Here is a 23,299-nt window from a genome sequence, read left to right as displayed (position 1 = left end):
CCATGACGAAGAAACTTCGAGTTGCAGTTATCTTTGGCGGACGTTCTGGCGAGCATGATGTTTCGCTGATGTCTGCGCGCTCGGTGATCTCCGTTTTGGACCCGGAACGTTATGAGGTTGTGCAAGTGGGCATTACGCTCGATGGCAACTGGCTGACTGGAAGCGATGCGCTCGGTGCGTTTGAAAATGGCGATGTCAGGAATCTCGACCGCGTCATCCCGCCCACCGACCCGTCGGCGCGGCAGAGTTTGTTCGTGCTTCGTTCGACGAAAACCGGAGACAAATTCGAAACGCTCAACGCCATCGACGTCTTCTTCCCCGTCCTGCACGGACCGTTCGGAGAGGACGGAACGATCCAGGGTCTGTTCGAAATGGCGGATGTGGCATACGTGGGCGCAGGCGTAGCCGGGTCAGCCGTTGGCATGGATAAAGCCATTTTCAAAGATGTAATGCGCGCTCATGGGATCCCTCTCGTGAAATCGGCTTTGATCCTGCGCGGCGAGATCGAGAATGATGTGGATTCCGTCATTGCGAAAGCCGAAGCGCTGGGTTCGTATCCGCTCTTCACCAAACCTGCCAATCTCGGTTCATCGGTTGGGATCAGCAAATGCACCAGCCGTTCAGACCTTGCGGAAGGTTTGATGGATGCCGCGCGTTATGACCGCCGCATCATCATCGAGGGCGGTGTGAAAAATGTGCGTGAGATCGAAGTCAGCGTGCTTGGCAATGAAGACCCACAGGCATCGGTCTGCGGAGAGATCCTGCCGAGCCGCGAGTTCTACTCGTATGAGTCGAAATATATCGATGGCACATCGGGGTTGATCATCCCGGCGCCGCTGCCGGAAGATACAGCAGACCAGATCCGCGATTATGCCGTGCGCGCCTACAAAGCCATCGATTGCGCGGGCATGGCGCGGGCTGACTTTTTTGTCGAAAAAGACACGAATAGGATTTATCTAAACGAATTGAACACGATACCCGGCTTTACTTCCATCAGCATGTACCCGAAATTATGGCAGGCAAGCGGCATGACGTATGCCGAACTGGTCGACCGCCTGATTCAACTCGCGCTCGACCGCAAAGCCCAACGCGACCGCACCGAGCATCGGAGGACGGCATGAGCGACAAACGCCAGCCTACCCGTGCCGAGATCGTCCGCCGTCGCCGCGCCGAGCATGCTGCGAAAGAACTTCAACGGGCGGCGAAACAGGCCACCAAACCCATGGTCAAGGTTTCTGCGCGCACACCCACACTTCCGCTATGGGCATCGCCCAAGCCGACTGAAAAGCGAAAGTTCAAGATCGCGTTGGGTTTGCCGGAATTTCATCTCAATAAACCGAAGATTGCCCTGCCGCGGCTTCCGCAACTGCCGCGCGCGCATACCAACTGGCGAATCGCGTCGGTCTTATTTGCGCTTGCTTTTGGGACCATGCTCGTGCTGGCGTTTCGATTGCAGTATTTCTATGTCCCCTCTGCGTATGTACTTGGCAACACACGCATCCTTAGCGAAGAGATCAACGGCATCATCGGCGTGAACGGGCAGAACATCTTTACCGTCCAGCCGGATGAACTTGAACGACGGCTGCGATTGAATTACCCCGAGCTTCTCTCCGCACAGGTGGATGTGTACCTTCCCAATTTCGTCTACGTTACTGTCCTTGAACGCCAGCCCGTCATCCTTTGGAATCAAAACGGAGGATACACCTGGGTCGACGAATCAGGCATCGCGTTCAGGCCCCGAGGCGAGGCGGCGGGGTTGATCGTGGTCAATGCGTTGGATGCGCCCCCGGCGGGGATTCAAACCTCGGATGACCCGTACAGCCCGCCGCCCTTCATCCAAAAAGATCTTGTGGATTCCGCTCTCGGTCTCGCCCCGCTCGTGCCTGCTGGCGCCACCCTGACCTTTTCCTCCGTTGATGGTTTCAGCTGGGTCGACCCGCGCGGTTGGACGGTCGCATTCGGTACTTCATCGAGCGACCTGCCGTTGAAGATCACCGTATATCGGACGCTGGTCGAATCGCTTTTACAACGCGGCAAGACTCCCATTTACATCAACGTGGAGCATCCCGACGGCCCGTATTACCGCATGGCAGAAGTTGATGCAGAAGAAACACAGGAAATCTTTGTAGAGAGCCCGTAACATGGATGAAATTGTTGTTGGCATTGACGTAGGAACGACCAAGGTCTGCACCCTTGTTGGGCGGGTGGAGGACGATAAATCCATCCGCATTCTCGGTGTGGGCATCGAACCTTCCGAGGGCATCCGCAAGGGGATCGTGGTCGATCTCCCCGCTGCGTCGCGCGCCATCAAACGTTCGGTCGAAAAAGCGGAGAGCACTTCCGGTCTCGAGATCACTTCCGCGTTCGTGAGTCTTGCGGGCGCGCATGTGGCTTCGGTGAACAGCCGCGGCGCGGCGGGAATCCCCGGCGGGATCATCGAAGTCCATGATCTGGCGCGTGCGCTCGAACAGGCTCAGGCGATCGCCATCCCTCACGACCGCGAGATCATTCACGTCATCCAGCGCGGCATCACCGTGGACGGGCAGGAAGGCGTGAAGACCCCGGTCGGGATGCACGGTTATAAACTCGAAGTGGAAACGCACATCATCACCGCCGCGAGCGCGACCGTCGATAATTTGCGTCAATGTGTGGGCGCGGCGGGGGTCGAGATTCAACAATTCGTTTTGAATCCGCTTGCCTCTGCTGAAATTGTGTTGACCGAACAGGAACGCGAAATGGGCGTGGCGGTTTGCGACATCGGCGGCGGGACGACCGACCTTGCGATCTACGTCGATGGCGATGTATGGCACACGATGGTCCTGGCAGTCGGCGGGAATCACGTCACTCAGGACATCGCACACGGACTGCGACTATCGCTGACGCAAGCCGAAGAAGTAAAAAAGCAGCAGGGACATGCTGTGAAGTCCGATGTCGGCGCGGATGAATATTTCCTCATGCGTCCCTTCGGCGAGGATAAGGATATTCGCATCAGCCGCCACGATCTGGCGATGATCATCGAAGCGCGCGTGGAAGAGACATTCAATTTAATTCTTCAAGAGATCAAGCGCTCAGGGTATGACGGATTGTTACCGGCAGGCATGGTACTGACAGGCGGCACGTCTGCTTTGCCCGGAATCAATCGTGTGGCGGCGGGTTTGTTGGGCATGCCGGTCCGCACAGCCCAGCCGCAAAATCTGAAAGGACTTGTGGATAAGCTCAATTCGCCCATGTATTCCACGAGTTTCGGATTGCTGCAATGGGCGATCAGCATGCACGATCATCAGGTCGCGGTCTCGACCGGTGGCAAACGCCGCAAGCCGCGCGGTGATAGGAGTTCAAATATGGATTCAGTGAAGAGTTGGTTGAAGAGGTTGCTGCCATGAATGAAAAGAGAAAAGATTCACAAGTGGTGAAATTTGGGCAGTTTTAACCCTGTTAAAAAATCGTATTGTCGTTTAAGATTAGGCAAATTCCTTGCCAGGAGGAACAAATGGACTCGAACAAAAGATCATTGCAAACCGAAACCTTCGCCCGCATCAAAGTGGTCGGCGTGGGTGGAGGCGGACAAAATGCCGTCAACCGCATGATGGAAGAAGGCATCCAGGGCGTTGAATTCATCGCCGCCAACACGGATGCGCAGGCATTGACCTTGTCGCGCGCGCCGATGCGTGTTCGCCTCGGCGATAAGATCACGCGCGGGCTCGGTGCGGGCGGCGATCCCGAGATCGGCCGGAAAGCCGCGGAAGAATCTTCCGACGAACTGTATAACGTGCTCAAAGGCGCGGATATGGTCTTCGTCACAGCAGGCATGGGCGGCGGCACCGGAACCGGCGCGGCTCCCGTCGTTTCGCAGATCGCAAAGGAATGCGGCGCATTGACCATCGGCGTAGTGACGCGACCATTCACATTCGAAGGCGGCAAGCGCTCGCAGTCTGCCGAGGCGGGCGTGGCGAAGATGAAGGAACACGCGCATACGCTCATCTCGATTCCCAACGACCGATTGCTCCAACTGGCGGATAAAAAATCGTCGCTGCAAGATTCCTTCCGCATGGCGGATGAAGTATTGCACCAGGGCATTCAGGGCATCTCCGAATTGATCACCATCCCCGGCTTGATCAACCTCGACTTTGCCGATGTGCGCGCCATCATGTCCGAAGGCGGCGCGGCTCTTATGGCTGTCGGCCGCGGCTCCGGCGATGACCGCGCAAAGACCGCCGCCGAGCAGGCCATCTCCAGTCAGTTGCTCGACATTACAATTGACGGCGCGCGCGGTGTGCTCTTTAACGTCACTGGCGGACCGAACATGACCCTCTTCGAGGTAAACCAAGCCGCTGCCATCATCCGCGAGACGGCTCATCCGGATGTCAACATGATCTTCGGCGCGGTCATCGACCCGAACCTGGGCGATGAGATTCGCTGTACCGTGATTGCCACGGGCTTCGAACGAAGCGGAGTCACACGCCGCGTGCTCGAACGACTGCCGCGCACCACTGAGAAGCCTCTTTCAGCAGCAAACACCCCCTTCACTCCGCGCCCGGTTGAATCGGTGACCGCCAATACGGAAACCCGCTCATCTGCAGACGTAAAGTCCCAGCCTGCGCCGAGCATCAATAACGACGATCTCGACGTTCCGACGTTTTTGCGGAATCGAAGATAGGAAACGAAATTAGACCCTAAGGGTTTTCAAAACCTTTAGGGTCTTTTATTTTGGTAAAATACGTTCGATGGCTTCCCAACTCCCCAAACTCGCTGAACGACTCAAGACCCCGCCCGCGCATTACTCCTACCTCAAACACCGCAGGCAGGTGATGTGGAAGATCATCCTGCCTGTCGCGCTCAGCGCCTTGGCATTGATCGGCATGGTCGTATGGATCAGCATTGCCACTTTTCAACAGGGCGGCGACGTGGGCCGCTGGGCGGCGATCTCGACCATCTGGGTCATCATCCCGATGCTCCTCGGCGGGCTGGTCGTGCTTGCTATTCTCATCGGACTGATCTATCTTATGGCGCGTTTCCTCAAGGCGGTTCCATATTACACGGGTCTTGGGCAGGATTACATCTTCATCGCGCGCGGGTACATCATCCGCGGGGCGGATATGGCGGTCAAACCCATCCTCGTCCTGAACGGATGGCTTCAAACAGCAAAAACCTTTTTTGAAAGGATGACACCATGAATAGAAGCAGGGTACTTCTCGGCGGCGCGGTCATCGGCGCAGTCACGGGTCTGATCGCCGCCATGCTTCTCAATCGCCGCGCCGCAAGGAGCGAGCGCGAAACCGCCATCACCACAGGCGAGGGGTTGAAACTTGGCGTGCTGATCTTCGGTCTTCTGCGCGCGATCGCTTCATTGGCTGACGATTGATTTGCCGCCGTGACCGATGGACCGAGGCGCAATGCCTCGGTTTTTTTAATCTCAACTTCAACGCTTCGACAACGCTCAGCGCAAGCCTCTAACGTAAACCTTCAGCATGGATACAATCTCCAAACAAGCCTATCGACGCTTCCTGCTCGGCTCGCAGGGACTTTGGCCTGGCCGCCGCTTCCGTGGTTTGACCGGCGCCGAATCCGCCTTGAAACAAATGCAGGCGCTGCAACTTGATCCGCTCGTCATGGTCGCCCGCAGCCAGGACATCGCCATGTATGGGCGCGTCCTCGACTACAAACCCGAACTGCTCTACAAGATGGCATACGACAAACGCAAAGCCTTCGATTACGGCGGTTGGCTGATGATGTACCCGATGCATGAGTTCCCGTATTGGCGATTGCATATGAAGCATCGCGAAGAGAGAGGATTGCGTTACGAATCCTTCACCCATCCGCCGAAGGAAGTCATTAAATTCGTGTTGGACGAACTGCGCGAGAAAGGTCCGTTGGGGAACCGCGACATCGAAGGCGACGCTGTGAGAGTATGGAGTTACCGCGGGCGCAAGGAAACCTCGGTCACTTTGTTCTATCTCTGGCTGATCGGCGAGGTGATGATCTCGAACCGCAAGGGCTTCGACCGCATCTACGACCTGCGCGAGCGAGTCCTGCCGAGTGAATATGATTATGCCGCGCCCAAGGCGGAAGCCGAGGACTTTCTAGGCAAAAAAATCATCGCTTTTTACGGCATGGCGCGCGAGCCTTCCTGGAAGACCGCGTTCGGTGAGTATATTCATCGTAAAGTGCCTGCTCAGGATGCGAAGGAACACATCGAACGGCTCATCGAAAAGAAGGAAATCTCGCGGGTGAGAGTCGAAGGCTTCAGCGAGAACTTCCTCATCTGTAACAGTGACAAAGCCCATCTGGCGGAGTTGGAGGCGGGGCGCGTCCCGAAGGCGTGGAAGCCCAAAGGGCCATCCACGCTCGAAGAGGTCACGCTTCTCGCTCCGTTGGAAATCGTCAGCGCCCGCGGGCGCGCGAAAAAAGTTTTCGATTTTGATTACGTGTGGGAGGTGTACAAGCCTTTACATCAGCGCAAGTGGGGTTATTACACATTGCCGATTCTATACGGCGATGATCTGGTGGCGCGGCTCGACCCGAAACTCGACCGCGCGACGAACACGCTGCACATCCTCGGCTTCTGGTTGGAGGACGACGCGCCGAAGGATTCTGCATTTGCTGATGCACTCGCAGAGGGACTGAAACGATTTGCAGATATGATCGGCGCGGAAAAGATCGATCTTGGCGGTGTCAAACGTGCTACACTACGAATGGATTTGAAAACGAGATTGAAGCGGCTTGGGTTTTGAATTTCACGAGGCGAGCATGAAGTCAATTCACATCGCAGGGGCGCTTGCCGTACTGCTTGCGGCATGTTCCCCGACTCCGCCAGTCGAAGAGAGTGAGGTCGCAATGGATAATTTGACCCTGACCAGCGCCGCCTTTTCCGAAGGCGGGACGATCCCGGACAGTTACACCTACAACCTGCGCGGACAATGCACCGGCGGGAATTTTTCGCCTCCGCTTGCATGGACAGGTGCGCCCGACGGCACGCAGAGTTTTGCCATCCTCATGAGCGATCCCGATGGCGGGAACTGGCTGCATTGGCTGCAATTCAACATCCCGGCAAATGCAAGCGGACTAAACGAAGCCATCGGCGGACCGGATGCAGGCGTCAAAGGCATGAACGATTTCGGCGAACTTGGCTATGGCGGTCCCTGCCCGCCGAGCGGCACACACCGTTATATCTTTACATTGTATGCGTTAGATACGACCTTGTCCCTTGCAGAAGGTGCAAGCCGCGGGCAGTTTGAATCTGCGATCAAGGGACATGTAGTGGGCACAACTCAATTGATCGGACTGCGTTCCCGCAGGTAAGCGGGCAGGAATAGGGATCGGCATTCCGGCCTGCTCTCAAGGAACAGCCAAAGTGAAAAACTCCTCGCATGGTATGATGACGCTCTAATAGGAGTGTCATGATCAAACCTGTTCGCTGGAATACCTTTATCCGTGATTTTCTCGTCATTCAAATCGGCTTTGCACTCTTTGGTTTATCCATTGCGTTGACCATCCGCGCAAACCTCGGCACGGGGACCTGGTCGGTCTTCGAGGTGGCGCTTTCACAAATAACCGGACTTACGGTTGGAACGATCACCGTGATCGTCGGCTTTACGGTCCTGATTGGCGCGCTGGCATTGCGTGAAAAGGTCGGCTGGGGCACGCTGGGGAACATCCTTTCCATCGGTCCATGGCTGGATCTTGCCTTGTGGCTGATTCCATCCGTCGAAAAGAATTTGATATTGCAAAGCGCGATGCTCTTGGGTGGGGTATTGGCGCAAGGCATCGCCAGCGCGGTGTACATTGGCGTGGATGCGGGAGCGGGTCCGCGCGATAGTTTGATGCTGGCATTGCATCGCACGACGAAGTTAAGTCTGCGGGTGGCGCGCGGATCCGTGGAGATCACGGTCTTCATCCTTGGATGGTTCCTGGGCGGACCGGCGGGAATCGGCACAGCGGTCTTTGCATTGCTCATCGGCCCGTCCGTTCAATGGGCGTTCAAGATATTCAATGTCCATCCGCACAGGGAGGAGGCCGAACCGCAGACAAGTATTGAAGTTGTAAAACAAGGAGACACACAATGACGGAATCCGAAAATACCCCGGTCTATGAAGAGAAAAACCGGAGCGGCGGCGCGCTGGCGTTGTTCCTGATGTTCGTCCTGCCGATGCCGTTGTGTTTGTTCATCTATCATTTCATCCTGTGGACGACGGAACAAAGCGCAATCGTTTCATCTAGTTTGCAGCAACTCGCACGGGCAGGCGCCATCGGTCTGGCGTCACAGGCGGTCCTCATGAGCCTGCTTTTCGGTCTTTTGTGGTATTTCACAACGGACGATCGCTTCAAAGGCTGGTATGCAGGGATGTTCGGCGCTTCGCTGTTTGGATTCCCCGCTTTGGCACTGCGATTCCTCGGTGCGAACAACGATCAGGTTGGCTTGATTGCACAGACCCTGCTTGCCTTCGTCGCCGCATTAATAGTCATTCGTTTTGGTAAAAATAAACCGGCATGGCTCCCGCAGTCTGCGCCGTTTGGTTTATTGATCGCCGCCCTGGGGATCTTTCCGCTGGCGATCTTCGGCTCATTGGGCTCGTTTGCAGACGGATTCCTAAGTCTACTGGCTGGCTTGTCCTTCGGCCTGCTCGCCGCGGTTTGGATGGCAGACTCCGAAAATGTTTTTCTTGATGGCGTCGGTGCGGGCGCCCTGTTGGCTTTACTCGCCTCTGCATTCGGGTACGACGGCGGGCAATTAATTCTTGTTGTTTTAATTCCCGCTTTTGCGTTCGGGGTCGCGGCATTATTGCCTTCACGCACTGCCGCGGCTCTCGGAACGGGTCTTCTCGCGTTTGCGGGTTTGGCATTTTTCGACCCCACCGAGTTGACATTCGTTCTCGGCGATATTGCCGAGCTTGCGAGCAAAGCAGTTGGCATTGCCTTGCTCATCGGCTGGAGCGTAAGCGTCGTCGCGTTGATTTTGTTCCATGTTGCCGGATCAGGCTCGGGCGCGGGGGTGAAGCGCATCATCGGATGGACGGGAGCGGCTCTCGCGTGGATCAGTCTTGTTGCCGTCTTCTTCATCTTTGGCAATCCCGGAAATTACGGCGACCGATTGTTCGTCATCTTCAAGAATCAGGCAGACCTTTCAAACCTGGACTCAATGACGGACCTCGACGCGCGGCGGACGGCGGCATATGAAACGCTCGTCAAAACGGCGAACATCGAACAGGCAGGTCTGCGAAGCGCCTTCGATACGATGGGCGTGGAATATACGCCATACTATTTGCAAAACTCGATGGAGGTTCAGGGCGGGACTTTGGTGCGGCTTTTCCTGTTGACCCGCCCCGAAGTGGACCGCGTCATCCCCAGCCCGCGCCTGCGTGCCGCTCCCGAAGATTTACCTTCGCCGGGATTTGAGTCCGCGCCTCCTTCTGATTACATTGGATGGAATATCTCATTAATCGGCGCGGATCGCGTATGGGATGAGTTCAATGTACGCGGCGAAGGGATCGTTGTCGGTCAATCCGATTCGGGCGTGGACGGGAATCATCCCGCGCTGGCGGAACAATATCGCGGTTATAACGGCAGCGACGATTACAACTGGTTCGACCCGTGGGATGGAACCACATCGCCGAACGACGAAGGCGGGCACGGCACGCATACGATGGGTACGATCCTCGGAAGCGGCGGCATCGGCGTGGCTCCCGAAGCGCAGTGGATCGGCTGCGCCAATCTCGACCGCAATCTCGCCAACCCGGCTTTGTATCTCGATTGCATGCAGTTCATGCTCGCGCCGTTCCCTATCGGCGGCGATCCATTCACCGACGGCGACCCGACCCAAGCCGCGCACGTGATGAACAACTCCTGGGGCTGCCCCGAGATCGAAGGCTGCGATCCGAATGCGCTGCTTGTTGCGTCGGATAACCTGCGCCATGCCGGAATCTTCGTTGTCGTCTCCACCGGCAACGACGGACCGAATTGCGAGACGGTCTATGCCCCGCTATCTTTATATGATTCTGTTTTCTCTGTCGGCGCGATCGATCGGTTCGGAAACCTTGCCGATTTCTCCAGCCGCGGACCTGTCACCTCCGACGGTTCGGGAAGGGTCAAACCCGATATCGTCGCGCCAGGTGTGGATGTTTTTTCTTCGCTTCCTGAAAATTCATACGGCTCGAACAGCGGCACATCCATGGCGGGACCGCACCTCGTCGGCGTGGTGGCGTTGATCTGGTCCGCCCAACCTGAATTGATCGGCGATATCGAAGCGACCGAGAATTTAATTATCACAACAGCCGAGCCTTACACGGGCAATACGTCGCTTGGCTGTTTCACCGGAGATCGTCCCAGCAATGCGTATGGCTTTGGCATGGTGAACGTCTATGAAGCGGTGAAAGAAGCGTTGGGAAAATAGGAGGATACAATGACAAAGATCACCCGCCCGAAATTTCCAAAAGGATATGTTGATAACCCCATTTCCGAAGTGCCTTGGGAATATGTCGAAGAAAAATTGACTAACGCCAAACATTATTGGATGTGCTCCGTTCGTCCAAATGGGCGTCCGCATGTCGTGCCGCGTTGGGCAGTATATCTCGATGGCAGGCTTTACTACGACGGCAGTCCTGAAACGCGCCATGCCCGCAACATCTTTGAGAATCCAAATGTAACTGTAAATCTTGAAGATGGACAGAAGGCGATCATCCTTGAAGGAATAACCGTCCCTGCGCCCAAGCCGACGCCTGAATTCGCACAACGTTTGGTCGCTGCTTTTCATAAATACGCAGAAGACGGTTACACTCCTGAAGCCACACAATGGGACGAAGGCGGTTTGTTCGTTTTCACCCCGCGCCAGTGCATCGCATGGACGGTTTTCTTCGAGAACCCGACCAAATTCATTTTCGATTGATCCTACGCTCTGCAGCAACCATGTGGATTTATCTTCTTCAAGGGATAGGATTCGGCTTCGCCGCGGCCTCCCAACCCGGACCATTCCAGGCATTTCTCATTTCCCAAGCCCTCACCCGCGGCTGGAAGCGCGCCCTGCCCGGCGCATTGGCTCCATTCCTGAGCGACGGTCCCATCATATTGTTGAGCGTGCTTGTCCTCAGCCAACTACCGGATTGGGTTCAGCGAATCTTATACATCCTAGGCGGGCTCTTCATTTTATATCTCGCCTTTGGCGCGTACAGATCCTGGCGGGATTATGACAAGTTAATCGCGCCCTCCAAACCTGCAAATCATCAGACCATCTTCAAAGCGGCGATGACCAATGTTCTCAGCCCGGGCGCTTATATCTTTTGGATGGTTGCGACGGGCCCCATTTTGGTGCAAGGCTGGCGCGAGATCCCCGTTTATGGGATCGGGTTTCTCTCAGGTTTCTATCTTGCCATGATCTCCACCCTTGCCCTGATCATTTTTATCTTCGGCAGTGCCTCGGCATTGGGACCGAAATTGAATCGCACCATGCTTCTCATCTCTGCATTCGCTTTAGCGGGATTTGGCTTGTATCAATTGTGGCAGGGATTTATCGGTTAGAGAGATTTCATGCAATAGTCACTGATTTGATTTGCTCAAGGCGGCGTACCCATTCTGGGCACTTTCCCCGCCGCGGGGACTGCGGCGGGAGCACGTATGCAAGAAGTCTAATAAAAGAACCTGCTTCACTAAGAGGCAGGTTCTTTTATATTTTCACAACTACTTCCTGAATTTCTCACTAACTTCCATCACGATAAACACGACCAACCCGGAAGCTGCCGAGATGGCAAGGTCAGCGAGACTGAGCGGGACGACTTCGAAGAAATTCGCCATTGCCGGGATGTAGATCACCATCATCTGTAAGGCAAAAACCAATAGCGCCATGCCCGCAAGAACAGGATTGCTCCATATACCGATCTCGAATAAAGATTCTTTATCCGACCGTGCGGCGAATGCCTGAAAGATCTGCATGAATGCCAGCGAGGTGAAGATCATCGTCTGCCATTCGGGGCGACCAGTGAAGAAGTACCATGCTCCCAGCCCGAGCGCGAGCCCGCCGATCATCATGCCGACCCAGATCGTTTGAAACCCTGCGCCGCGCGAGAATACGCCCTCGGTGGGGGAGTAGGGTTTGCGCTTCATCGTATCCGTTTCAGGGTTTTCCACTCCCATGCCCAAACCGAGCAAGCCGTCGGTCAATAGATTCAGCCATAACAACTGCAATGGAAGCAACGGCAACGGCTTTCCTAAAAACGGAGCGAGCAGCATGACCAAAACCTTGCCGATGTTGCCTGCCACGCTGAAGCGCACGAACTTGCGGATGTTGTCGTAGATCGTGCGCCCTTCTTTGACTGCCGCAACGATGGTCGCAAAGTTATCGTCGAGCAATACGAGGTCAGACGCTTCTTTCGACACATCCGTGCCGGTGATGCCCATCGCCACGCCGATATCCGCTTTGCGCAGGGCAGGCGCATCGTTGACTCCGTCGCCGGTCATCGAAACGATGTGACCCTTCTCCTGCAAGGCTTGCACGATCCGTAATTTATGTTCGGGGGCAACACGCGCAAACACGCTCACTTCATCGACGACATTTTTCAATTCATCGGGCGTCAGGTTTTCGAGTTCGACCCCGGTCAATGCCTTAATACTCCCGGCGGAGTCCCCGCCGCCGGGGACGGCGGCGGGAGCGGAAACGATGCCCAATTGCCGCGCAATTTCGATGGCGGTCAACGGATGGTCGCCGGTGATCATGATTGGGCGGATTCCCGCGGCCTTTGCAACCGCCACCGCAGCCTGCACTTCGGAGCGCGGCGGATCGATCATGCCGAACAGACCGACGAAGGTGATATTCTGTTCCAGGTCGGTTTGAATGATCTCAGGGATGGAATTCATCAAACGGAATCCAACGCCGAGGACGCGCATCCCTTTCCTGGCGAGACGCTCATTTGCCGCTTCGATCCTGGACTTCCAGTTATCATCCAACGGAAGAGATTCGCCGTTCGCCCAGACGTGGCTCGTGATATCGAGCAGGCCGTCCACGCCGCCTTTGATGAACGCGATGTAACGCTTGTCGCCGATGTCCAGTCCGGAGAGCACGGTGGGGTCGTATTGACCGAGATGATGAACGGTGGTCATGCGCTTGCGTTCCGAGTCGAAGGGAAGTTCCGCCGCGCGCGGGAAGGAAGAATCAAGCGAGGATTTCCAATATCCCATCTTTGCCGCAGCAACAACGAGTGCGCCTTCGGTCGGGTCGCCCATGGTGCGAAAGCGGTCATCGCCTTCGTCGATCAATCTGGCGTCGTTGCACAATGCGCCGCCGATCATCGTCAGCGAGAGGGAGGATTGGACCGGCGAACCCAGCCTGCGGGTGGCGTGAAGCGAACCGTCGCGGGCCACATCCCCGGTCAGATCGATGGCATGTTCCGCAACATCCAACACGACCACGGTCATTCGATTCTCCGTCAGCGTGCCGGTTTTATCGGAACAAATGACCGTGACCGAGCCGAGCGTTTCGACGGCGGGAAGCCTGCGAATCAATGCCTGCCTTGTAAGCATCCGTTGTGCGCCGAGCGCGAGGGTGATGGTTACGACAGCGGGCAGGCCTTCGGGTACGATGGCGACCGCAACGCTGACAGCGGTGAGCAGCATGTGGCGCAGTTCGTCGCCGCGCAGGATGCCGAGGATGAAGATCAAAACTGCGATACCCAACCCGATGAGGGCAAGGGTTTTACCAAGCGCGTCGAGCCGGCGTTGAAGCGGCGTTTGCTCCTGCTTTACAGATTGGATCATGTCCGCGATCTTGCCGAGTTCGGTTTTCATCCCCGTTGCAACGACGAGCGCCAGCCCGCGCCCTTGTGTGATGATGGTGCCCATATATGCCATGTTGCGACGGTCGCCGAGAGGAAGGTCTTCCGCGGAGATGGCGGCGGTATGTTTTTCGATCGCCTCCGATTCGCCTGTCAGCGCGGCTTCCTGGATGCGCAGATTGACCGCTTCGAGCAGGCGCAGATCGGCTGGAATGATGTTGCCGGTCTCGAGTTGAATCACGTCGCCGGACACAAGGTCGCGCGCCGAAAGTTCGTTTAATTTGCCGTCCCGCAGCACGCGCACATTCGGCACGGACATTTTCTTGAGCGCGGCGATGGCCTGCTCGGCGCGGTATTCCTGGATAAAACCGAGCAAGGCGTATAACGCGACGATCGAAATGATGGCGATGGTATTTTTCGTGTCGCCGAGCATACCTGCCGCGACCGCCGCCGCGATGAGGATCAGGACCATCGTGGCGGTGATTTGCTCCCAGAGGATTTTCAGGGGTGTCCGCCCGCCGCGCTCGATGAGTTCATTCGCGCCGTATTGGGAGAAGCGTCTCTGCGCCTCTTCCACGGTCAAGCCTGAGTCCCGGGAAGAGCCGGTTTCGTTTAATGCCTGTTCGATTTCTATTGTGTGCCAGTTCATTGGTTGAATTTCACGTTCCTGAGTATTGCGAACCATCTCAACGATTTTATCCTATTGCGGAAGTGATATGCCAGAAAGGCAAGCATGGCAAGGATGCCGAGGGAAAAGACCAGCGGGAGGTGTGTCTTGATGTAATGGCTGATCAGCATCCACTCGTGCCCGAGGATGTAGCCCGCCCCTATGAATAGTGTACACCAAACATACGCGCCGATGAAAGTGGCAGCGAAGAATTTGACGAACGGGATCTTCGCCAGCCCGGCGGGGATGCTGATCAATGTGCGAATGCCCGGTATGCAGCGTCCGATCAATACCAACCCCGGACCCCAGCGGTGCATCTGATCTTCCGATTTATTTATGAGTTCGGGTTCGATGTTCAGATAGCGGGCGAAGCGGTCCACGACCGGCCTGCCGCCGAGGCGCGCCACCCAATAAGCGATGGAGGCTCCCAGGGCGCTGCCCAACCCGGCGTAAATTCCAGCGATAGGGATGAACGTTGGCGAAATACCGTGCCGTTCGATCAACATCCACCCCGCAAAGGCGAGGATGATCTCGCTGGGAGTGATGCCGGTGGCGTTCTCGAACGTCATCAACGCGAAAACGCCCGCCCAGCCGAACTGGTCGAAGATGGTTTGCAAGGTGGAAAGTATCGTCGATTCGATTGTGTCTGACATTCGTTACCTCGATTGATAAATAAAAAGACCATCGTCAAGACATTGACGATGGTCTTGCCTTTTCAGAACAGCCGGAGGCGCATCGCGCCACGTATTGACGACTGTGCTACCCATATTTGGGCGGCTACTCCCCATCGGAGTGCTGAGAGTATACAGAAAAATATTATTTCGTGGTTTAGAAACCTCTTATCTAAACCGTCTGGTGCGATCAGGGTGTGACGGGGATCCGCGAGGATTGCAAAGCGGTTCGGATCATCAAATATTCGGTGATGTTCTCGGCAGTAACGATGCCCACCAACTGGCCTGAGTGGGTGACAGGCAGGGATGGAAAGCCCGATTCCTGGATCTTCATCAATGCCATTTCGACCATGTCGTAAGAGTCCACTTCCGGTGGATTGCTTCGCATCACCGCCGAGACGGCAATGTTTTGCCCGTGTTGGGTGAGGGCAGCCAGGAAATCATCGCGTGTGACCACACCCAGGATGCGTCCGTCATCGTCAATGACTGGGAAGTCGTGCTGGGAACCCGCCAGGATCAACTGCGCCATGCGTGATAATGAGTCGCGCGGCGAGAGACTCTTGTAATCGGTCAGCATGGCTCGCCCCACAGGGATGCCGCTTATGACGTTCTTCATCTGGACCGCGCTGGCTTCCTGCGATGCGCCGATCCATACGAAGAAAGCGATAAAGAGCAGGAAGGGGTTCGAAAATAAACCGACGAACCCAAATACGAGAGCCAATCCCTGCCCGATGGAGGCCGCCACCTGCGTTGCGCGGACGTAATCCATGCGCATGGCAAGCAAAGCCCGCAGCACGCGTCCGCCGTCCATGGGGAAGGCGGGAATGAGATTGAACAGAACAAGTGAAATATTCACCACCATCACCCGTTCAAGAAAACTTCCCGAGGCCACCCCAAGCTCGGTCAGCGGCACCAAGCCGCCGGTCAGGAAAAGAAGCGCGAACAATCCCGCCGCTATGACCACATTCACCGCCGGTCCCATCAGGGCAACCCACAATTCCTCGATCGGTTTTTCGGGCATTCGTTCCAAACGCGCCACGCCGCCTATGGGATAGAGGGTAATGTCGCGTGTTTTGATTCCATATTTACGGGCGGTGAGTGCGTGCCCATACTCGTGCAATAGCACACAAAGAAAGAGCACGAGTATAAACCCGATGCCGCTCAATACATCCAGCCAATTGTTATTTTCCAGCCAATGACTAAATCCAACCCAACCGATCAACAAAAGAAAGGTCGCATGGATGAATACATCAATACCTGCGAAGGTTCCCAACTTCCATTGCCATTTCATGATATTACTCCTTATGCATCAGGACGGCATTGTAAACGGGCTTTATTAGAAAATCGTTTTAAATTTGCTTTCAATCTCTATCAGGATGCCCTTCGATAAGCGCCTCCAACCCCGCTCAAACCTGCCTCGCCGCCCAGACAATGCCCATCGCACCAGGCCCCGCTGGCAATCTCCACCCGAAACCAGATACTGAACCCGCCTGCCTGGTGAGTCTGTATTTCGCCGAAAAAAATCGCCCATTTCCATCAATGAGCGATTTTCAATCTCTAATTCATCAAACTCTCTTATTTCACCATCCCCATCTCTTTGCCCGCCTGATAGATCACTTCCATCGCGTGTTCAATGTCGGCGGGATCGTGCGCGGCAGTGACTGTCGCCCGTAAGCGCGACATGCCTTCCTGCACGGCTGGCGAGACGACGGGAAGGACGAAAATGTCGTTTTCCTGACAGCGCTTGGTCAGTTCGAATGCTTTTTCGTCCGTGCCGCACAGCACGGGGACAATGGCGGTCTCGGTCAGCAGGGTGTTGAACCCCATGCTTTTCAACCCGCCGATGAATTGTTTGGTGTTGGCGTTCAGGCGTTCGATCCGTTCGGGTTCGTCGAGGATGACTTTAAAGGCTTCGTTTGCGGCGGCGGCTTGAGCCGGGGGCAGAGCCGCAGAGAAGATGTAGGCGCGGCTTCCGTGGCGCAGGAAGTCGATCAATTCCTTTTTTCCGGCCACGTATCCGCCCACCGAAGGGATGGTCTTGCTGAGCGTGCCCATCTTGATATCGATGACTTCGTCCATGCCGAAGTGCTCTTCGATGCCGCGCCCGGTCTTGCCGAGCACCCCGATGGAGTGCGCTTCGTCGATCATCAGCCATGCGTTGTATTTGCGGCTGAGTTCCACGATCCTGGGCAGGTCGATGATGTCGCCGTCCATGCTGAAGACCGAATCAGCGATGATGAGTTTGGACACTTCGGGCGGCGCGTTCTTGAGCAATCCCTCCAGGTGAACCATGTCGTTGTGTTTGAAACGGCGGAATTCCGCGCCGGACATCAAACACCCGTCGACGATGGAGGCGTGATTGATCTTGTCCGAGAAGACGTAATCGCCGCGCCCCAGCATGGTGGAGATGGTTGTCAGGTTGGTCACATAACCGGAGGAATAAGTAACGGCGGCTTCCGCATGTTTGAAATCGGCAATGGTCTCTTCTAGTTCGTTATGGATGGTGAGCGTGCCTGCCAGCGTGCGGACCCCGTTCGTGCCTGTGCCGAATTTGTCCACGGCGCGTTTGGCGGCTTCGTTGATGCGCGGGTGACCGACCAGCCCCAAATAAGAGTAGGAGGCGTACATCCCCATGATTCGGCCATTTACGCGCACCTTCGCGTTGGGCAGCATATCCTCCACCGCCTGGTTGTAGAAGTAGTAACCGTGTTTCCTGACCTCGTCCACGCGTTGTTTGAGGGCGGCAATGCGGCGGGTGCTGTTGTTCTCTACGCTGTGAAAATCCATGAAAATGCCTCCGAAAAAGATGGCGCAAGTTTAGCCGAGGGGGTGGTTTCTGTCTAGTTTGGTGTGCTGCGCGGACTCGAACGTCACCCAACGCTCCATCGAACGTCGGGTGACATCTCATTCCTTTTTCCCTTTATCCCGCCAGCCGCTTCAATTCGGCTTCATCGATGACCTTTACGCCCAGCGATTTCGCCTTTTCGAACTTCGAGCCGGGATTCTCTCCCAATACCAGATAACTGGTCTTCTTGCTTACGCTATCGGTCACCTTGCCGCCGTTATTTTCGATGAATTCCTTGGCATCGTCGCGCGAAAAATTTGGCAGCGTGCCGGTTACAACGAATGTCAATCCTGTGAACGCGCCCTCCTTCTTCCTTTCATCCTTCTTCATTTGAGGATCGACGCCAGCCGCTTTCAACTTTTTCAACAATTTCTGATTCGCGGATCTCGAAAACCAATCTGCAATGGATTCAGCGATGTTCGGTCCCACGCCTTCGATCTGTTGAAGTTCATCTATTGTGGCTTTCGATAAGGCGGATAGATTTCCGTACGTCCGTGCCAGATCGCCTGCCATCACTTCTCCCACGCCATGGATACCCAATGCCGCGATCAAGCGGTTCAAACTCTGATCTTTCGCCTGCTCGATGGACCCAAGCAGATTCTCCGCCTTTTTCTCGGCGAAGCCTTCCAGTTCAAGCAGGTCTTTCTTATTAAGTGTGAACAGGTCTGCAACATCCTTGACCAGCCCCGCTTCGATCAATTGTTCCACGATCTTGATCCCAAGCCCGACGATGTCCATTGCGCCGCGCGAGACGAAATGCTCCACGTTGCGGACCAACTGAGCCGGGCACGCGGCATTGACGCAATACCAAGCCACTTCGCCTTCGAAATGCTCCACGTCCTGCCCGCATGCCGGGCATTTTGCGGGGGGCTTGTATTTCTTTTCTTTGCCGGTGCGAGCATCCAGCACGGGACCGATAACATACGGAATCACCTCCCCCGCGCGTTTGACCAACACCCGGTCGCCGATGCGGATGTCCTTCTCTTCGATGTAATCGAAGTTGTGCAAGGTCGCATTGCGGACAATGACGCCGCCGATCTCCACGGCGTCCAATTGCGCGCGCGGAGTCAATACGCCGGTGCGGCCCACTTCCACGTCGATGCCGAGCAGGGTCGTGGTCACTTCACGGGCGGGGAATTTGAAAGCGATCGCTCCGCGCGGGTCCTTGCCCACGAAACTCAAATCTGCGGCGAGGGATAAATCGTCGATCTTGATGACCATGCCGTCGGCTTCGTAGGGAAGCGCGTCTCGTCCTTTTTCAAAGGTTTGAGTGTATGCAACGGCTGAATCCAGATCATTGAATCGTTTGGGGATATCCGAAACAGGAAAACCAAGGGATTTAAGATATTCGAGAATCTCCCATTGCGATGTCGGCACCCTGCCGCCTTCAGAGTGGACGATCTGATAAACCAGCATGGTAATGGGGCGTGAAGCGGTTAATTGCGGGTCGAGCTGGCGGAGCGATCCCGCCGCTGTGTTGCGCGGGTTGAGGTAAGTCTTCTCGCCCGCTTCTTCGAGTTTTTTATTCAACGCTTCGAAGTCCTTTATGGGAATGAAAGCCTCGCCGCGCACGACAAGATGTTTCGGCACACTGACCGCTTTCGACTTTCCACTTTCCACCGGAATTCGCAAAGGGATGGCTTTAACTGTACGTAAATTGCTCGTGATGTCCTCTCCAATTTCGCCGTCGCCCCGTGTTGCACCCTGCGTGAACTGACCCTCTCGATAATGCAATACCACCGATAACCCGTCGATCTTTGGCTCGACGACGAATCTTGCCTTTTCCACACGGTCGTCCAATTTCTTGATGCGCTCGAACCAGGCCCGGGCATCGTCTGCGCCGAAGGCATTGGCAAGCGAAAGGATCGGCGCGGGGTGGCGAACCTTCTCGAACTTTTCCGAGACTTTTGCCCCGGCACGCTGTGTGGGGGAGTCAGACGCGATCCAGTCTGGATGATCCGCTTCGATCTTCTTTAACTCGTTGAGGAGGCGGTCATATTCGAGATCGCTGATCACTGGCGCATCCAGAACGTGATACCGGTAATTATGGAAGTTGATCTGCGCCTTGAGTTCTTCGTAACGGGAGAGGAGTTTATCTGCCATGTTTCGATTATAGCAAAACAAAACCCGCCTGCAGAATGCAGGCGGGCGATGTTCAATCTATCTTTTTCCAGATATCCGAAGGCGGGCGGGTGAGCGGACGCGTCATCGCGGAAAGGCGGGCTTCATAATAAGGCTCTTCTTCGGTGGCGAAACGGGATAGGTCGAAAAGATGGCGTTTGATCAGCAAGTCCGCAATCCGCTTGACTTCTTCCCTTGTAAAGTCCGGCAGTTTCTCGTGGAATTCGGTCAGGCTGAAGCGCTTTAGCCGTACGACAAAGTTCACAGCAGAACGCAACGGCTCGGAGAAAAGAACGACATCCGATGGGCGGATATCCTCCTGCCGTTCCTCCAATTCCTTGATCGCGTTTTCGAATAGCGGGTGCGTCACAAAGCCTTCTTTCAGGTGGACATCAACCGGCTTTCAGCTGTTCCACCAGATTGCGCAAACCCTTGGTCACAGTGTGTTCCGGGAATTGAATGGTAAAAAGCCCGGAACTTGCGAGCATCATCATTTCATCCGAGTGCGGCAGGATCGCTCCAACTTTCGCTTCATAGGTCTGTTCCACGCGGTTGCGCACTTCCTCGAAATCGAGGTTGCTGGGGGTCTTGTTCACGAGGATCAGCAATTTTGGGACATCCAGTTTTTTGGCGACGTCCACGGTCACAGCGGTGCCCTGGTAATCCTGCTGATCGGGGCGCATGATGATGATCAACGTGTTCGAGATGGCGATGGAGAGCAGTGTCTCTTCGTTCAGACCGGGATGCGTGTCGATCAACAAATAGTCCAGTTTCAACTTTTCGATCACATCGCGGAAGCCATCGTTCAACAACCCCACATCATATCCTTCGCGCAGGATACGGGCGATCTCGCCCGCTTTGATGCTGGCGGGGATCAGGAAAATCTGCCCTTTGACCTCCGCTCCGATATGTCCGGACACGTCTTGAGCCGCCTCTTCGATGGTGCACTTGCCCCACAGGTAGTCGTTCAGAGAGTGTTCCATGTCCGCTTCGTCGAGGTTGAACAGAACGTGGATGCCGGGGGAGGCGATATCGGTATCCACCACGCCAACGCGCGCGCCGTCCATTGCCAGAAGCGCTGCAATGTTCGCGGTTGTGTTCGATTTACCCGTCCCTCCGCGAAAGGAATGAACTGAAATGATTTTGGACATGTGCCATCTCCAAATTTATGATAGTCTTGTCAAACCTAAAGTTGCCAGCGGTTATTATAGCCTAACTGCATTGAAAATAAAATCCCGCAATTCCGCCTTGATTATGTTATAGTAATTGCTGAAAATGCAGAACTGGGCGACCCATTTTTGACGTCCGTGACGACTGAATATATGCAAAATAACAAGACTCCCCCCCATGACCTCAGCGACGAGTTTCTCATCCAAAACTTTAGGGATGGAAACACTGAGGCGTTCGATGTCCTTTACCTCCGCCACCTCCCCCGGGTCTACAACCGGGTGCGATACGTGGTCCCGGAAAACGACGTGGAGGACGTCACTCAGGAGATATTTCTCGCCGCAATGAAATCCCTTGCCTCCTTCCGTGGGGATGCCAAATTTGGAACCTGGCTTCGCACGTTGACCAACCATAAAGTGGCTGAGTACTACCGCAGGCGCGCCCGCAAACAGGAACCCCGGCTCGCGCCGCTTACGGAAGCCATCGCTCAGACGACGGGAAGCACTTCGCAATCCCTGGAGGAGCGGATCTTCCTCCAAAGAGCGCTTCAGAACCTGCCTGAAAGCTATCGCGAGGTCCTGTTGCTCCGATTTGCCGAAGAAATGCAGTTCAATGAAATTGCCGACCACACCGGGCAGAATCTTGAAGCGGTCAAATCCCTTTTTCGGCGGGCAGTTTCCGCTCTTCGCACTCATCTGGAGACTTAACCATGGATCAAGAGACTCAATACACCGAAAAAGACTCCAAGCTTGCAGATTTTACCGACCGCCTGCTCGGTGGCAAAACAGCCCCCATAGCCTCCGCTTCTGACGAGGAATTGCTGCACCTTGAGCAGACAGTGCTCCGTTTAACTCATGCTTTTCCCCCTGATTCACAGAGAGACGCGAAAGCAAAGCAGATGCTGGTGCGCTTTAAAAACCGTGTGAGCAGGGAAGAGACACAAGCAGTAAAGCCGTCCTTTTGGAAGCGGATTTTTGATTTTCATGCCAATCCCCAAGCCGGATTGCTCCTGGCAGTCGTCTCTGTGTTGATATTGGCTGTTGTCGCTCTGCCTTTCATTCAAATTCCCGGTTCTTCCGTTTCGGGATCGGCGATAACCAGCAGCAACTTCTATATCGCGGCAGGTCTGGTTTTGGTGCTTCTTGCTGTGTACTGGATCTCGCGCAATAAGTAGGATTAGAAGGGGGTAGTAATGCTGAGGAAGTTCGACCCAAACTACCTGTATTGAACAACATAATATTTTAAGAAGCATCGGCTTTTCCTGAATCCGCAGGCGTTGGCGCTTTGCGCAAAACGTATGCAAATTGAAAGGTTACCAGCGGATTTAATTGGTATAAAAGAACGACAGTTAATTTTAAAAAGGAGATGATCATGAACGCGATACGTAACAAACGACGAGAGAAGGGGCTGTTTACCCTGGTGGCAATGCTGACAATATTGTCATTGCTATTTTCTGCGTGCGCCCCTTCACAAGGTCTTGAAGGTGGAGCAGGCGGGGGCGGCAATGACGGTAACAACGGCCAAGGCGGTGGTAATTCTGGCGGCGGCGGAGGTGGGGGGGGCGGTGGAAATTCCGGAGGTGGAGGCGGTGATAACTCCGGTGGCGGAGGTGGCGGTGGAAATTCCGGAGGCGGGGGCGGTGGTAACTCCGGTGGCGGAGGTGGGGGTGGCGGTGGTAACTCCGGTGGCGGGGGCGGAGGTAGTAGTAACTCTGGTGGTGGGGGCGGTGGAAACTCTGGCGGCGGTAACCAAGGTAGTCAGGGTGGGGGTAACTCCGGTGGTGGCGGCGGTCAAAATCAAGGCGGCGGACCGAGCGACCCGGGAACCGGCGATCCATCAGTCCAGAATCCTGACGGTGTGGTTGTTCGCGGCTCCAAACAAGATTCTTCAGATCCTTGTTTGGATGCAGGACAACTTCCCTGCGGGCAAGGCGATCATGGCAAAGGCAACCCGGTAAATGGAAGCCTTCATGCAAATTGTCGCGCAGCTCAAGGCGAGGTGGATCCGGTTTGTACGCCAAAGGATGTGCTCGGCTCTGGTGGAAACAGGCCTCCCAACTCAGGTAATCCTGGTA

General features: G+C 55.4%; 22 protein-coding genes. 15 read left to right on the top strand and 7 right to left on the bottom strand.

Annotated elements, in window-relative coordinates:
• The first annotated feature begins 2 nt into the window (after window positions 1–2).
• From HS100_03200 to HS100_03145, 12 genes are all read left to right on the top strand, one after another.
• Window positions 3–1,121, top strand: coding sequence for a D-alanine--D-alanine ligase (locus HS100_03200; protein ID MBE7432898.1), 1,119 nt, complete (start codon window positions 3–5; stop codon window positions 1,119–1,121).
• Window positions 1,118–2,140 (top strand): FtsQ-type POTRA domain-containing protein, encoded by a 1,023-nt coding sequence (locus HS100_03195; protein MBE7432897.1) that lies wholly within the window; start codon window positions 1,118–1,120, stop codon window positions 2,138–2,140. Before HS100_03200 ends, HS100_03195 begins: the two co-directional genes overlap by 4 nt.
• 1 nt (window position 2,141) lies before the next feature.
• Window positions 2,142–3,383, top strand: a complete 1,242-nt coding sequence (gene ftsA / locus HS100_03190; GenBank protein MBE7432896.1) for a cell division protein FtsA — start codon at window positions 2,142–2,144, stop codon at window positions 3,381–3,383.
• Window positions 3,384–3,490: 107 nt separating this feature from the next.
• Window positions 3,491–4,657, top strand: a complete 1,167-nt coding sequence (gene ftsZ, locus HS100_03185; GenBank protein ID MBE7432895.1) for a cell division protein FtsZ — start codon at window positions 3,491–3,493, stop codon at window positions 4,655–4,657.
• A gap of 67 nt (window positions 4,658–4,724) precedes the next feature.
• Window positions 4,725–5,174: a hypothetical protein gene (locus tag HS100_03180; protein MBE7432894.1), complete on the top strand. Its 450-nt coding sequence runs from the start codon at window positions 4,725–4,727 to the stop codon at window positions 5,172–5,174.
• On the top strand, window positions 5,171–5,362 hold the full coding sequence (locus HS100_03175) for a hypothetical protein (protein ID MBE7432893.1): 192 nt from the start codon (window positions 5,171–5,173) through the stop codon (window positions 5,360–5,362). The genes HS100_03180 and HS100_03175 overlap by 4 nt, the downstream gene beginning before the upstream one ends.
• 106 nt (window positions 5,363–5,468) lie before the next feature.
• Window positions 5,469–6,731: a winged helix-turn-helix domain-containing protein gene (locus tag HS100_03170; GenBank protein MBE7432892.1), complete on the top strand. Its 1,263-nt coding sequence runs from the start codon at window positions 5,469–5,471 to the stop codon at window positions 6,729–6,731.
• A 112-nt stretch (window positions 6,732–6,843) separates the two neighbouring features.
• Window positions 6,844–7,299, top strand: coding sequence for a YbhB/YbcL family Raf kinase inhibitor-like protein (locus HS100_03165; GenBank protein ID MBE7432891.1), 456 nt, complete (start codon window positions 6,844–6,846; stop codon window positions 7,297–7,299).
• Window positions 7,300–7,397: 98 nt separating this feature from the next.
• A complete protein-coding gene (locus tag HS100_03160) occupies window positions 7,398–8,063 on the top strand; it encodes a hypothetical protein (GenBank protein ID MBE7432890.1) in 666 nt (221 codons plus the stop codon).
• Entirely contained in the window at window positions 8,060–10,387 is a 2,328-nt protein-coding gene (locus HS100_03155) for a S8 family serine peptidase (protein MBE7432889.1), read from the top strand. The genes HS100_03160 and HS100_03155 overlap by 4 nt, the downstream gene beginning before the upstream one ends.
• A gap of 9 nt (window positions 10,388–10,396) precedes the next feature.
• On the top strand, window positions 10,397–10,879 hold the full coding sequence (locus tag HS100_03150; GenBank protein MBE7432888.1) for a pyridoxamine 5'-phosphate oxidase family protein: 483 nt from the start codon (window positions 10,397–10,399) through the stop codon (window positions 10,877–10,879).
• 20 nt (window positions 10,880–10,899) lie between these two features.
• The gene (locus HS100_03145) at window positions 10,900–11,508 is read left to right on the top strand and encodes a LysE family transporter (protein MBE7432887.1); all 609 of its coding nucleotides are present in this window, start codon (window positions 10,900–10,902) and stop codon (window positions 11,506–11,508) included.
• A gap of 159 nt (window positions 11,509–11,667) precedes the next feature.
• On the opposite strand, the gene HS100_03140 is transcribed toward HS100_03145, so the two are convergent.
• The 7 genes from HS100_03140 to HS100_03110 form a co-directional block, all read right to left on the bottom strand.
• On the bottom strand, window positions 11,668–14,403 hold the full coding sequence (locus HS100_03140; protein ID MBE7432886.1) for a cation-translocating P-type ATPase: 2,736 nt from the start codon (window positions 14,401–14,403) through the stop codon (window positions 11,668–11,670).
• On the bottom strand, window positions 14,400–15,074 hold the full coding sequence (locus HS100_03135) for a DedA family protein (protein MBE7432885.1): 675 nt from the start codon (window positions 15,072–15,074) through the stop codon (window positions 14,400–14,402). Before HS100_03135 ends, HS100_03140 begins: the two co-directional genes overlap by 4 nt.
• A 208-nt stretch (window positions 15,075–15,282) precedes the next feature.
• Entirely contained in the window at window positions 15,283–16,383 is a 1,101-nt protein-coding gene (locus tag HS100_03130) for a site-2 protease family protein (GenBank protein ID MBE7432884.1), read from the bottom strand.
• 284 nt (window positions 16,384–16,667) lie between these two features.
• A complete protein-coding gene (locus tag HS100_03125) occupies window positions 16,668–17,879 on the bottom strand; it encodes an aminotransferase class I/II-fold pyridoxal phosphate-dependent enzyme (protein MBE7432883.1) in 1,212 nt (403 codons plus the stop codon).
• 133 nt (window positions 17,880–18,012) lie between these two features.
• Window positions 18,013–20,040 (bottom strand): NAD-dependent DNA ligase LigA, encoded by a 2,028-nt coding sequence (ligA, locus tag HS100_03120; GenBank protein MBE7432882.1) that lies wholly within the window; start codon window positions 20,038–20,040, stop codon window positions 18,013–18,015.
• Window positions 20,041–20,092: 52 nt separating this feature from the next.
• Window positions 20,093–20,428: a hypothetical protein gene (locus HS100_03115; protein MBE7432881.1), complete on the bottom strand. Its 336-nt coding sequence runs from the start codon at window positions 20,426–20,428 to the stop codon at window positions 20,093–20,095.
• Window positions 20,429–20,450: 22 nt separating this feature from the next.
• Complete coding sequence (locus HS100_03110) at window positions 20,451–21,209, bottom strand: MinD/ParA family protein (protein MBE7432880.1); 759 nt, start codon at window positions 21,207–21,209, stop codon at window positions 20,451–20,453.
• Window positions 21,210–21,380: 171 nt separating this feature from the next.
• On the opposite strand from HS100_03110, the gene HS100_03105 reads away from it, so the two are divergent.
• The 3 genes from HS100_03105 to HS100_03095 all read left to right on the top strand — a co-directional run bounded on the left by HS100_03105 (window position 21,381) and on the right by HS100_03095 (window position 23,182).
• Window positions 21,381–21,932, top strand: a complete 552-nt coding sequence (locus HS100_03105; GenBank protein MBE7432879.1) for an RNA polymerase sigma factor — start codon at window positions 21,381–21,383, stop codon at window positions 21,930–21,932.
• Between the two features lie 2 nt (window positions 21,933–21,934).
• Window positions 21,935–22,399, top strand: coding sequence for a hypothetical protein (locus HS100_03100; protein ID MBE7432878.1), 465 nt, complete (start codon window positions 21,935–21,937; stop codon window positions 22,397–22,399).
• Between the two features lie 390 nt (window positions 22,400–22,789).
• Window positions 22,790–23,182, top strand: coding sequence for a hypothetical protein (locus tag HS100_03095; protein ID MBE7432877.1), 393 nt, complete (start codon window positions 22,790–22,792; stop codon window positions 23,180–23,182).
• The last annotated feature ends 117 nt before the right edge of the window (window positions 23,183–23,299 follow it).

Source organism: Anaerolineales bacterium (genome assembly GCA_015075725.1).
GTDB lineage: Bacteria > Chloroflexota > Anaerolineae > Anaerolineales > Villigracilaceae > Villigracilis.
The sequence above is the reverse complement of the archived record's forward strand: the minus strand, read 5'-3'. Positions and strand labels throughout refer to the sequence as shown.

Bases quoted from the DNA above. Each gene is read 5' to 3' on its own strand.
- HS100_03105 (MBE7432879.1), top strand. From the start codon at position 21,381: ATGCAAAATAACAAGACTCCCCCCCATGACCTCAGCGACGAGTTTCTC.
- HS100_03100 (MBE7432878.1), top strand. From the start codon at position 21,935: ATGGATCAAGAGACTCAATACACCGAAAAAGACTCCAAGCTTGCAGAT.
- HS100_03175 (MBE7432893.1), top strand. From the start codon at position 5,171: ATGAATAGAAGCAGGGTACTTCTCGGCGGCGCGGTCATCGGCGCAGTC.
- HS100_03135 (MBE7432885.1), bottom strand. From the start codon at position 15,074: ATGTCAGACACAATCGAATCGACGATACTTTCCACCTTGCAAACCATC.
- HS100_03180 (MBE7432894.1), top strand. From the start codon at position 4,725: ATGGCTTCCCAACTCCCCAAACTCGCTGAACGACTCAAGACCCCGCCC.
- HS100_03145 (MBE7432887.1), top strand. From the start codon at position 10,900: ATGTGGATTTATCTTCTTCAAGGGATAGGATTCGGCTTCGCCGCGGCC.
- HS100_03125 (MBE7432883.1), bottom strand. From the start codon at position 17,879: ATGGATTTTCACAGCGTAGAGAACAACAGCACCCGCCGCATTGCCGCC.
- HS100_03155 (MBE7432889.1), top strand. From the start codon at position 8,060: ATGACGGAATCCGAAAATACCCCGGTCTATGAAGAGAAAAACCGGAGC.
- HS100_03150 (MBE7432888.1), top strand. From the start codon at position 10,397: ATGACAAAGATCACCCGCCCGAAATTTCCAAAAGGATATGTTGATAAC.
- ftsZ (MBE7432895.1), top strand. From the start codon at position 3,491: ATGGACTCGAACAAAAGATCATTGCAAACCGAAACCTTCGCCCGCATC.
- HS100_03140 (MBE7432886.1), bottom strand. From the start codon at position 14,403: ATGAACTGGCACACAATAGAAATCGAACAGGCATTAAACGAAACCGGC.
- HS100_03160 (MBE7432890.1), top strand. From the start codon at position 7,398: ATGATCAAACCTGTTCGCTGGAATACCTTTATCCGTGATTTTCTCGTC.
- ftsA (MBE7432896.1), top strand. From the start codon at position 2,142: ATGGATGAAATTGTTGTTGGCATTGACGTAGGAACGACCAAGGTCTGC.
- HS100_03195 (MBE7432897.1), top strand. From the start codon at position 1,118: ATGAGCGACAAACGCCAGCCTACCCGTGCCGAGATCGTCCGCCGTCGC.
- HS100_03200 (MBE7432898.1), top strand. From the start codon at position 3: ATGACGAAGAAACTTCGAGTTGCAGTTATCTTTGGCGGACGTTCTGGC.
- ligA (MBE7432882.1), bottom strand. From the start codon at position 20,040: ATGGCAGATAAACTCCTCTCCCGTTACGAAGAACTCAAGGCGCAGATC.
- HS100_03170 (MBE7432892.1), top strand. From the start codon at position 5,469: ATGGATACAATCTCCAAACAAGCCTATCGACGCTTCCTGCTCGGCTCG.
- HS100_03130 (MBE7432884.1), bottom strand. From the start codon at position 16,383: ATGAAATGGCAATGGAAGTTGGGAACCTTCGCAGGTATTGATGTATTC.
- HS100_03110 (MBE7432880.1), bottom strand. From the start codon at position 21,209: ATGTCCAAAATCATTTCAGTTCATTCCTTTCGCGGAGGGACGGGTAAA.